The organism is Tenacibaculum sp. Ill (assembly GCF_051938915.1).
Classification (GTDB): Bacteria; Bacteroidota; Bacteroidia; order Flavobacteriales; family Flavobacteriaceae; genus Polaribacter; species Polaribacter larymnensis.
Genome location: NZ_JBPSCW010000002.1, coordinates 154198 through 165278, shown reverse-complemented (window position 1 = coordinate 165278; position 11081 = coordinate 154198). Strand labels below are relative to the sequence as shown.

The window sequence follows — 11081 nt, the reverse complement described above, 5'->3', positions numbered from 1 at the left end:
TTTTGATAGCTCTTTAGGTCATTATTGTGTTTAACTCATAAAAAGAAAGTTAAAGTGTTTGTTTAAAGCTATTGTGAAAACAATTTTTTACTGTTGGTTTTTTTACACATGTAAGATATGAGTGGATATAAAAAAAGACCTTGATGTTTTGTAAAAACATCAAGGTCTTTTAGTTAAAACGTCTTGAAGAATTTTTTACTTCTTATTTCCGTCCTCATCAAAATTCTTATTTATTTCTTGTTCAGTTTTAACAACAGATACCGCTAGTGACAATAACATAATTGCCATAGGTTGCCATGTTAATTCTTTTGATATAAAAGCTAATACCAAAGCTGCAACTAATGAAATTGCTGAGTATTTCATAAATTCTTTGGTAAAAAAAGCATTGGCAAATTGCCATATAGTATCATTCTTCATAGTTTTATTCGTACGATACCCATAAATGGCATTAATCTTTTTAGGTGGGAAAAAGTGAAAAATAACACTGAATAAAAAAAGCAATCCGTTTATAGAAAGCACGTAATAAAAAGGATTCATGGTTTAATTTTTAATAGAATTTATAATTCCTTTTAACAAGGTGTTTACGTCTGCATTTTTGGTAAGTCCGGTACGAACAACTACCAAATCTTGACTAGGCAAAATAAATACATTTTGACCTTTATATCCATTAAAAGAAAACATATTTTTTGGTGCATCAGGATATCTACCACCAGCATTTAGCCATATTTGTGCACCATACCAACCATTTGAAGTAGGAGTAGGGGTTGTAGCATAGCTTACCCAATCTTTATCAAACAAATGTTCTCCGTTCCATTCACCATTATGTAGGTATAATAAGCCTAGTTTAGCCCAATCTCTTGCAGTTGCCCAAGCGTAAGAAGAACCTACGAAGTGATTGCTCATGTCGGTTTCAACAATCATAGAGTTCATGCCTATTTTATCAATCAAAGCACTATACCAAAAATCAAGATACTCTTGGTGTGTGTCGAATCTTGTTCGTAAAATACCAGATAACAAATTAGAAGTTCCCGAAGAATAATTCCAAGTTTCATTGGGTTTTCCTACTAAAGGTTTGTTCACTTGAACTTTGGTCATATCCTTTTCTAAAAAAAGCATCTTGGTAGCATCAGAAATACTATTGTAATCTTCGTTCCATTCTAAACCAGAATTCATTTGTAATAAATTATGAATTGTAATGTTTTTACGGTCATCGTTTTTCCATTCAGAAAACAAGTTATTTTCTTGAACATCAACTTTTCCTTGACATTTTAAAATTCCGAACAAAGTACCCGTAATACTTTTGGTCATAGACCAACCTAGTTGCTTCGATTCTTTGGTAAAACCAGTATCATATTTTTCAGCAATAATTTTATTTTTATATATCACTACTACCGAACGTGTTTGATTTCTATCATTAAAAATAGTATCAATAGTTTCATTTAGTTTTGTATAATCAATGTTAGCGAAAATAGTATCTTTATGATCAGCGTTTCCATATGGAAATGGAGTAGTATTATTAGGAGTAGAGCGTTTTGGAGTGAGTTGAGGTTTGGTGATGTCAAAATCATCTGTAACTAAAACAGCACCAAGTCCTTCTCTGTATACAGCCTTTCTTTTTAGCAATCCGTACACTGAACCTGTAGCAGATTTTTCTTCTGTATTAATTTCATCAGAAGTAATATTTATAGGAGAAAAGTTATTGTCATTAGCATCGGTAAACTCTAAACTTCTTTTGGCTAGAAATACTGATGAAGCTGTATTTTTAGCGGAGTATCCTGCAAGAATATTTAGCTTCGGATAGTTGTAAAAAATAGTAATTGCAAGGGCAATTAAAATAAGAAAAAGGATTCTTTTAAAATTTTTCATGTGAGAGGTTTCTAGCAAATGTAAGAATTTAATTGTTTGATGTTTGTATTTGAAACGCAAGCCCTACCTTTGTGCTAAATTTGATATTTTACATGTTTAGTATAGATAAAATTCGAGCTGATTTTCCTATTTTAAATAGAGAAGTACATGGGAAAAAATTAGTGTATTTAGATAACGGAGCAACTTCGCAAACACCTCAGGTAGTAATTGATGCTATTGTTGATTATTATTCTAATTATAATGCAAATATTCATAGAGGTGTACATACATTAAGTCAGGAAGCAACTAATAAGTATGAGGAAGCCAGAATTAAGATTCAAAAACATTTCAATGCGAAGCATTCTTATGAAATTATTTTAACCTCAGGAACAACACATGGAGTTAATATTGTAGCATCTGGTTTCGCATCAATTTTACAAGAAGGAGATGAAATAATTGTTTCTGCCTTAGAGCATCATTCTAACATCGTGCCTTGGCAAATGTTATGTGAAAAAACAGGAGCTATTTTAAAGGTAATTCCAATGGGTGAAGATGGTTCTTTACGCATGGATTTATACCATGAATTATTGAATCCAAAAACAAAATTAGTTTTTTGTAACCACGTGTCGAATGCATTAGGAACAATTAATCCAATAAAAGAAATTATTCATGCTGCACACAAATTTGGTGCTTATGTGTTGATTGATGGTGCACAAGCAGTACCGCATATAAAACCAGATGTTCAAGCATTAGATGCTGATTTTTATGTAGCTTCAGCTCATAAAATGTGTGGGCCAACAGGTGTTGGAATGTTATATGGAAAAGAAGAATTGTTACAGTTATTACCGCCATACCAAGGAGGAGGAGAAATGATTGAAACTGTAACTTTTGAAAAAACTACTTACGCTGGATTGCCTCATAAATTCGAAGCTGGGACACCTAATATTTGTGGAGGAATAGCTTTTGGAGTTGCTATTGATTATATGAATTCAGTTGGTTTTGATTCTATTGAAAAACAAGAAAATGAATTGTTATCATATGCAACGCAAGAGTTAGAAAAAATAGATGGATTGAAAATTTATGGTACTTCTAATAAAACATCAGTAATATCTTTTAATTTAGAAGGAATTCATCCGTATGATGTTGGTGCAATTTTAGATAAACTAGGAGTAGCGGTTCGTACAGGACACCATTGTGCACAACCTATTATGGACTTTTATTGTATCTCAGGTACAGTGCGCGCTTCTTTTTCTTTTTATAATACTAAAGAAGAAGTTGATGTATTGGTAAGTGCTGTTAAGAAAGCACAGATGATGTTAAGTTAAAAGGAACTTAATTTAGATAAGAATAAAAAAAGCCTCCAAGTGGAGGCTTTTTTTATATATAATAGTTTTTTATTAATCTCTCGACATAAATATTTGTAATACATACCAGAATAATAGCATCAAAGAAGCAAATAACCCTAGTGCAGCAGGAATGTAATCATCTGTAGAAAATTTATGAACTAAGTTAGAAGTTTGATATAAGATAGAACCAGCTGCTAACACACACATTCCAACAGAAAACCATAACCCTAAATTAAACCCAAATAAAGCACCAGCAATAATCAATCCTATTGCAATAAAGAATCCAACTGACAATCCAGCTCTTATAAAAGAAAAATCTTTTTTGGTAATAAAAACGATTGATGAAATTCCAATAAACAACGATAGTGTAACAATCCCTGCTTGTTTTATAACATCAAAGTTGTTAGTGTACGCTATTGCAATATAAATCAGCGGAATAAAAATAAACGCTTCAGCAAAGATATACCCTGAATATGCTAAGTATTGTAAGTTTTTATCAGAGGTTTTTAAAGCAGTACTTTCTGCATAATTGGTAATTAACATAAAACCACCTAACAGTAATAACCATTTGTAGCCTTGCGTCATAGATAATGCAAATTCAACAATAGTAGCACTTTGTAAAAATAAATATTCAAACAAAACAAACAATAACACACCACCAGCAACATGTGCGTAAGTTTTTTTGTAAAATGCAATTCTATCAGCTTCTGATACCTGTGCAACAAGCACTTTTGAGTTAAATGAGTTTTCCATAATTAATTTTTTAATAGAGTGTAAAGATATGTTTTTTAGACTACTTTAAAACAGTCTATTTGTGTTGTATAAAAAATGATTTTTTGACTTTAAAATTATCGTATTGACGATTTAATTTGTTTAAAATTGACGTTTTTTTATTCTTTTTGTTAAATTTTAACATTTCGGTAATATTAAAAAATGGAAGGTCGCAAGTGATAAAACCTAAGAAATTAACTTTTCTTTAACTTTTTCTTAGCATTAAAAAAAAATTATATATTGCACATCGTTAAAAAACCCTTCAAATAATTGTCAAAGTAGTAGGTATTTAACAATTTAATTGTTGAAACTTTCTCTTTTGAGTTTTTTAACGAGTTTATTGCCTTTAAGGCAGTTTTTTCAATAACTAATTTTTTTAATTTTTCACAACATGAAAAGAATTTTTTTAACACTAGCTGTAGCAGCCTCAGTTTTAGTAGGATGTCAGGAAAACTCTAAAGATGAAGCTTTAGACCCTCAACAATCAATTGATATGAGTGACTTCTATGTAGAAACTGAAGAAGTTTCTCACAAAGGAGGATCTGAGCAATGTCACTCAATGAGAGTTTTAAACAGACAAGTAAAAGAAAACCCAGGATTATACAAGAAAATGTATAATATTGAGTATGCTACAAGAAAGTTAACAACAGCGAAAGGTAAACCAGGAGGTGGAGATACTGGTGGAGGAGATGTAGATGTATTACCAATCGAAGACGGTTTAGGAACTATTAATATTCCTGTATACGTACACGTTGTTTTACCAAATGCAAATAGTGTTTCTGATAGTCAAATCCAAGCACAAATGAATGTGTTAAATGATGACTTTAGTAATCCAAATACAAATCAACTTCCTTCAGGAGCTTCTGATTTTATCAATGATGCTACTGATACAGGAATTCAATTTACATTAGCAGGTACTTTTAGACATAATGACTCTAAGTCTTCTTGGGGAACTAACGATGCTGTAAAAGCTGCTTACCCTCCAATTACTCCATCAACTCACTTAAACATTTGGGTGTGTGAAATAGGAGGAGGTATCTTAGGATATGCTCAATTCCCAGGAGGAAACTCTTCTACTGATGGTGTAGTGTTATTAGCAGGAAGTTTACCAGGTGGTTCTTCTGCTCCATACAACATGGGTAGAACTGCAACTCACGAAGTTGGTCACTATTTAAATTTACGTCACATTTGGGGAGACGGAAGATGTCGTCAAGACGATTTCGTAGCTGATACTCCATCTTCTGATGCTTCAAACTACGGATGTCCAACTTTCCCAGATGTTAGCTGTAAATCTGCTGATATGACAATGAACTATATGGACTATACAAACGATGCTTGTATGTATATGTTTACAGATGGTCAACGTAACAGAATGAGAGCTTTATTTGCTTCTGGAGGAGCTAGAGCTTCTATGTTAAACTAGAAAACCAATAGTCTTTTTTAAGACGTTCTCAATAATTATTACAATTATTATAAAGCCAAGAGATTTGAATCTCTTGGCTTTTTTATTTAGAAAATAACTAAGCTCTTAATGTTAAAAAGGAGGTTAAGTTGTTGTTTATCAGGTGTTTTTCCTGTTTTTATTTGTTTTTGTTATTTGTAAATTGGATAGCTATAAAATGAAAATTTTAACTAACTCTTTAAAACTTAAAAAATGAAAAAACTTTTTCTAGGGCTTGTAGTAATAGCAAGCTTGTTAACAAGCTGTCAAGATGAAACTAATGATAAACAAGAAATATCACAGGAAGTAGCTGTAGATATGAGTGACTTTTATGTAAAAACTGATGAGGTCGCATCGAAAGGAACTGTATCTAGTAAATGTTATTCCATGAAGGTTTTAAATCGACAAGTAAATGAAACTCCAGGATTGTATAAGAAAATGTATGACATAGAATACGCCACAAGAAAGTTTTTAAACAGTAAAAAACCTGATGGAACACCAGGAGGTGGAAACGGAGGAAATAATGGAGGAGGTGATGGAGACGTTGATGTTGAACCAATAGATGATGGTTTAAGTATTGATATCCCTGTATACTTTCATATTGTACTTCCAAATGCTAGTGCGGTTACAAACTCACAAGTACAATCACAAATGAATGTCATTAATAGTGATTTTACAAGTCCAAACACAAATCAATTACCATCAGGAGCCACTGATTTTATTAATGACGCTACTAATACTGAAATAACTTTTACGCTAGCAGGTACTTTTAGGTATGATGACTCTAGGTCTTCATGGGGAACAAATGATGCAGTAAAGCAAGCTTATCCACCAATTACTCCAGAAACTCATTTAAATATATGGGTATGTAATATTGGAGGTGGAATTTTAGGATATGCTCAATTTCCAGGAGGAAACTCAGCTACGGATGGAGTAGTTTTATTATATTCTAGTTTACCAGGAGGTTCTGCAGCACCTTATAATGAAGGAAGAACTTTAACTCATGAAATAGGACATTATTTAAACTTACGTCATATTTGGGGTGATGGTAGATGTCGTCAAGACGATTTTGTAGAAGATACACCAGCTTCTGATGGACCTAATTATGGTTGTCCTTCATACCCAACAGTTAATTGTAAGTCTGCGGATATGACAATGAACTATATGGATTATACAGACGATGCTTGTATGTATATGTTTACAGACGGTCAACGAAATAGAATGAGAGCAATCTTTCAACCAGGAGGAGCTAGAGCTTCTATGTTAAATTAGAAAACCAAAGTCTTTTTTCAATATTCCCAATAATTATTTTAATTATTATTAAACCAAGAGATTTGCATCTCTTGGTTTTTTTTACTTTTATGGAGATAAATAATAATTCATTGTCTTGAAGAATATTAAATTTCCAACTCCACATACTATCTTATTATTAATAGCAGGATTAGTTGCTATTTTAACGTGGTTTATACCAGCAGGCAAGTTCGATACCTTACAGTATCAAGAAAACAGCAATTCTTTTGCTTACATACATTTAGAGGATAAAAAGACAATGCTTGCAAGTCAAGAAACATTAGAAGACTTAGGTATTAAAATCCCATTAGAAAAGTTTACTAATGGAGATATAGGAAAACCAATTAGTGTACCAGGAACATACACACAGTTAGATCCAAAACCACAAGGTTTTTTAGACTTTTTTAAATCTCCTATAAAAGGAATTATTCAATCTTCTGATATAATTTTATTTGTTTTGATTTTAGGGGGAATTATAGGAATAATGAACTTCACAGGCGCTTTTGATGCTGGAATAGCTTGGTTAGCAAAAACATTAAAAGGAAAAGAGTACTGGCTCATATTTGTAGTAACAACCTTAATAGCCGTAGGAGGAACAACTTTTGGATTAGCAGAAGAAACCATTGCCTTTTATCCGATATTAATTCCAATATTTTTAGCAGCAAAATATGACGCCATTGTAGCTTTAGCGTGTGTGTATATTGGATCATCTATAGGTACAATGTGTTCAACAGTAAATCCGTTTAGTGTTATAATAGCTTCAGATGCAGCAGGAATTAATTGGACAACAGGTTTTACAGGAAGGCTGTTAATGTTAATTGGAGGAATTGTAATATGTGTCATTTACATTTTACGTTATGCAAATAAAGTTCAAAAAGATCCAACAAAATCTATTATTTACGACCAAAAAGAGATGATTGAAAATCTTTTTGGGAGTTCAACTTCAAATACGCACAGTTTAACAGGTAGGTTAAGAGTAATACTAACCATTTTTGCGATGTGCTTTGTAATCATGATTTATGGAGTTTCTCGCTTAGGTTGGTGGTTTGAAGAAATGACTGTTGTGTTTTTAATAGGGGCTATTTTAATAGGTTTTTTAGCTAGAATGAAAGAAGAAAACTTTGTAAATACTTTTATTAAAGGAGCAGGAGATTTATTAGGAGTAGCTTTTATTATTGGTATTGCTCGTGGAGTTTCTGTATTAATGGAGCAAGGTTTAATTAGCGATACTATTTTACAACATGCAAGTGAGTTTACTACTGGGATGCCTAAAGGAATTTTTACCAATGTAATGTTGTTTATTTATTCAGGTTTATCCTTTTTTATTCCAAGTTCATCAGGTATGGCAGTACTAACAATGCCTATCATGTCACCTTTAGCCGATACCGTTGGAGTAGGTAGGGAGGTGATTGTAAACACATATCAATATGGAATGGGGTTATTTGCTTTTATCAATCCGACAGGCTTAATTTTAGCGTCGTTAGCAATTGTTAAAGTAGGATATGATAGATGGTTGAAGTTTGTAATTCCGTTAGTGATTATTTTAACAGTTTTTACAATGTTAGTTTTAACCGCTCAAGTATACCTGTAAATAATGAAACAAATTTATGTACTGTTTTTCTTATCTCTTTTCTTCGGATGCAAGACAGAAACTAAAACAACTAATATGCAAAAGAAAATAGTAATTGCCCATAGAGGTGCCTCAGGATATTTACCAGAACACACTATGGAAGCTAAAGCCATGGCGTATACTATGAGCCCTGATTATATAGAACAAGATCTAGTATTAAGTAAAGATAATGTTCCTGTAGTGATTCATGATATTTATTTAGATGATGTTACTGATGTGGCTGAAAAATTTCCAGAAAGAAAACGAGAAGACGAACGTTTTTATGTAATTGATTTTACATTTGATGAGTTACAACAATTGAGTGTAACTGAGCGATTCAATCCAAAAACAGGAGTACAAGTGTATCCGAATCGATTCCCAAAGGGAAAAGGAAACTTTAAGTTACATTCTTTACAAGAGGAAATAGAGTTAATTCAAGGATTGAATGCTTCCACAGGAAAAAATATTGGAATTTATCCCGAAATTAAAAACCCAGAATTTCATCATCAAAATGGAAAAGACATTGCCAAAACTACGCTGAACATTCTTTCAGAATACGGTTATATAACCAAGAAAGATAAATGTATGTTTCAGTGTTTTGATGCTAAAGAACTAGAGCGAGTGCGTACTGCATTACAATCGGAATTGTTTTTAGTGCAGTTAATTGAGTTCCCTGAGGAAACCAAACTGCTTAAACATTTTGCAGCCTATGCTGATGGGTTAGGACCTTGGTACAAGCAAATTTTAGATAAGAAAGAAGGAACTCAGTGGAAGTTTACAACATTGGTTGAAGAAGCTCATAAACTAGGCTTAAAAGTACATCCATATACCTTTAGATCAGATCAACTAGATGAGTTTACTTCTTTTGAAGAAATGATGCAAGTATTGATTTTCGAAGCAAATGTTGACGGCGGTTTTACCGATTTTCCTGATAAAATGGTACAATATTTAACTAAACAGTAACCTCAATTAGTTTGTTTCTATATACAGAAAGCAGTTTTGATTTAGATATAAAACCAACATAAACTCCATTTTTAACAACAGGTAAGTTCCATGCGCCACTTTCTTTAAATTTTTGCATTACCTTTTCAGTATCGTCATCATAAAAAATAATGGCGGGAGCTATTTTCATAATATCCCTTACTGTAGTTGTTTCGTAAAGATCTTGATTAAACATCATGGGACGAATATCATCTAATAAAACAATTCCTCTAAACTTGTTTTCACTATCAACCACAGGAAAAATATTTCTTTTTGATTTAGAAACAGCTTGTTTTAGCATTTCTCCCAAAGTCATCTCAGGATGAATTTTAATAAAGTTCTTTTCAATAATTTTACTAATCTTCATCATCATCATTACATTTTTGTCCTTATTGTGTGTAATAAGTTCACCACGTTTAGCTAGTTCGATAGTGTAAATTGAGTTAGAAACAAAATACTTAGTAATAGCATAAGAAACGGCAGAAACAAGCATTAGCGGAACAAATAAATCATAACCTCCAGTAATTTCAGCAATTAAGAAAATAGCCGTTAAAGGAGCATGTAAAACCCCTGCCATTAAGCCTGTCATTCCAATTAACGTAAAGTTAGTTTCTGAGACATCAAATCCAAATTGGTTAATAATTTTAGCAGTAACATTTCCTAAAGCGCTTCCCATAACAAGCGTAGGGATAAAAATTCCACCAACTCCACCAGCAGCAAAAGTTGTCGTCATGGCAATTACTTTAAAAACACCAATAATTAACAGAAAAATAATAACCATCCAAACATTTTCAAAATCAATATTGTAATGAATACTTCTAAGGGCTTCACTAGCATTTTCAGATAATAGGTTGTTGATAATTCCATAACCTTCACCAAATAAAGGAGGAATTAAAAACAGCATTATACCAATAGCAATTCCACCAAAGACTAGCCGTTTAAAAGGATTGTATTTTTTGAAAAAATTAATAATTCTAAAATAAATTTTAGAAAAATATACAGAAGAGAACCCTGTAAAAATAGCCAAAGCAATATAAAAGATGAGGTCGTTAATTTCAAAAGCATCTTGAAGTTGTACACTAAATAGTACATCCTTTCCTAAAAAGAAATAAGAAGTAATTACAGCAGAAACAGATGCTAATAATAACGGAACTAACGATGCAAAAGCAAGGTCTAAACTAAAAATTTCTACTGCAAAAATAATAGCAGCAATAGGAGCTTTGAACATTGAAGACATAGCCCCAGCAGTAGCACAACCAATTAATAACATACGAGTTCTCATGTTCATATGAAATAACTGCGCTACTCCAGAACCTAAAGCGGCACCGGTACTTACAGCAGGACCTTGTAGTCCTACTGAACCTCCAAAACCAACAGTTATGGGAGCTGTAATTAAAGAAGCATAAATCTTATAACGCTCTATAATTCCATTTTTTTTAGAAATGGATTGTAGGGTGGTGGAAATACCATGACCAATATCTTTTTTGATGAGGTATTTTTTAATGTAATACACTAAAAACAGCCCTAAAATAGGGAAGATGAAGTATAAAGAATGATGATAGTCCTTAATAAGACCATCTTCTAAAATCCTATGAAAGTAGAAAGTAAGGTTTTTAAGAATTAAGGTACCAATACCTGCTAAAAACCCAACTAAAACGCTTAAAACATATACAAACTGTCGTTCAGAGATATGTTTATATCTCCAAATTAATACTTTTTTATAAGCTTCCTTAGATGTAGGCATTGTTTTCTAGACTCTTAGTTGATTTTTGAAAAGCTAGTTAATAATACTTAAAGA

The 11081-nt window shown here is 32.2% G+C and carries 9 protein-coding genes; 5 read left to right on the top strand and 4 right to left on the bottom strand.

Going from position 1 to position 11081, the window contains the following annotated elements; all coding sequences use genetic code 11:
- Positions 1-195 precede the first annotated feature (195 nt).
- Complete coding sequence (locus tag ACTPNM_RS00800) at positions 196-537, bottom strand: SdpI family protein (protein ID WP_440120206.1); 342 nt, start codon at positions 535-537, stop codon at positions 196-198.
- A gap of 3 nt (positions 538-540) precedes the next feature.
- The gene (locus tag ACTPNM_RS00795) at positions 541-1866 is read right to left on the bottom strand and encodes a serine hydrolase domain-containing protein (protein WP_440120205.1); all 1326 of its coding nucleotides are present in this window, start codon (positions 1864-1866) and stop codon (positions 541-543) included.
- 92 nt (positions 1867-1958) lie between these two features.
- On the opposite strand from ACTPNM_RS00795, the gene ACTPNM_RS00790 reads away from it, so the two are divergent.
- Complete coding sequence (locus ACTPNM_RS00790) at positions 1959-3170, top strand: aminotransferase class V-fold PLP-dependent enzyme (protein ID WP_440120204.1); 1212 nt, start codon at positions 1959-1961, stop codon at positions 3168-3170.
- Between the two features lie 72 nt (positions 3171-3242).
- On the opposite strand, the gene ACTPNM_RS00785 is transcribed toward ACTPNM_RS00790, so the two are convergent.
- Entirely contained in the window at positions 3243-3944 is a 702-nt protein-coding gene (locus ACTPNM_RS00785) for a Bax inhibitor-1/YccA family protein (protein ID WP_440120203.1), read from the bottom strand.
- Positions 3945-4353: 409 nt separating this feature from the next.
- Here ACTPNM_RS00785 and ACTPNM_RS00780 point away from each other — a divergent pair, with 409 nt between their 5' ends.
- The 4 genes from ACTPNM_RS00780 to glpQ all read left to right on the top strand — a co-directional run bounded on the left by ACTPNM_RS00780 (position 4354) and on the right by glpQ (position 9265).
- Complete coding sequence (locus ACTPNM_RS00780) at positions 4354-5385, top strand: zinc metalloprotease (RefSeq protein ID WP_440120202.1); 1032 nt, start codon at positions 4354-4356, stop codon at positions 5383-5385.
- A gap of 231 nt (positions 5386-5616) precedes the next feature.
- On the top strand, positions 5617-6675 hold the full coding sequence (locus ACTPNM_RS00775; RefSeq protein WP_274638712.1) for a zinc metalloprotease: 1059 nt from the start codon (positions 5617-5619) through the stop codon (positions 6673-6675).
- Between the two features lie 115 nt (positions 6676-6790).
- A complete protein-coding gene (locus ACTPNM_RS00770) occupies positions 6791-8284 on the top strand; it encodes a YfcC family protein (RefSeq protein ID WP_440120201.1) in 1494 nt (497 codons plus the stop codon).
- 3 nt (positions 8285-8287) lie between these two features.
- Positions 8288-9265, top strand: a complete 978-nt coding sequence (glpQ, locus tag ACTPNM_RS00765; protein ID WP_440120200.1) for a glycerophosphodiester phosphodiesterase — start codon at positions 8288-8290, stop codon at positions 9263-9265.
- On the opposite strand, the gene ACTPNM_RS00760 is transcribed toward glpQ, so the two are convergent.
- A complete protein-coding gene (locus tag ACTPNM_RS00760) occupies positions 9255-11027 on the bottom strand; it encodes a chloride channel protein (protein ID WP_440120199.1) in 1773 nt (590 codons plus the stop codon). The two genes, glpQ and ACTPNM_RS00760, sit on opposite strands and share 11 nt — an antisense overlap.
- Positions 11028-11081: the final 54 nt, after the last annotated feature.

Coding starts and splice junctions, on each gene's coding strand:
- glpQ (WP_440120200.1), top strand. CDS start 8,288: ATGAAACAAATTTATGTACTGTTTTTCTTATCTCTTTTCTTCGGATGC.
- ACTPNM_RS00760 (WP_440120199.1), bottom strand. CDS start 11,027: ATGCCTACATCTAAGGAAGCTTATAAAAAAGTATTAATTTGGAGATAT.
- ACTPNM_RS00775 (WP_274638712.1), top strand. CDS start 5,617: ATGAAAAAACTTTTTCTAGGGCTTGTAGTAATAGCAAGCTTGTTAACA.
- ACTPNM_RS00785 (WP_440120203.1), bottom strand. CDS start 3,944: ATGGAAAACTCATTTAACTCAAAAGTGCTTGTTGCACAGGTATCAGAA.
- ACTPNM_RS00800 (WP_440120206.1), bottom strand. CDS start 537: ATGAATCCTTTTTATTACGTGCTTTCTATAAACGGATTGCTTTTTTTA.
- ACTPNM_RS00780 (WP_440120202.1), top strand. CDS start 4,354: ATGAAAAGAATTTTTTTAACACTAGCTGTAGCAGCCTCAGTTTTAGTA.
- ACTPNM_RS00790 (WP_440120204.1), top strand. CDS start 1,959: ATGTTTAGTATAGATAAAATTCGAGCTGATTTTCCTATTTTAAATAGA.
- ACTPNM_RS00795 (WP_440120205.1), bottom strand. CDS start 1,866: ATGAAAAATTTTAAAAGAATCCTTTTTCTTATTTTAATTGCCCTTGCA.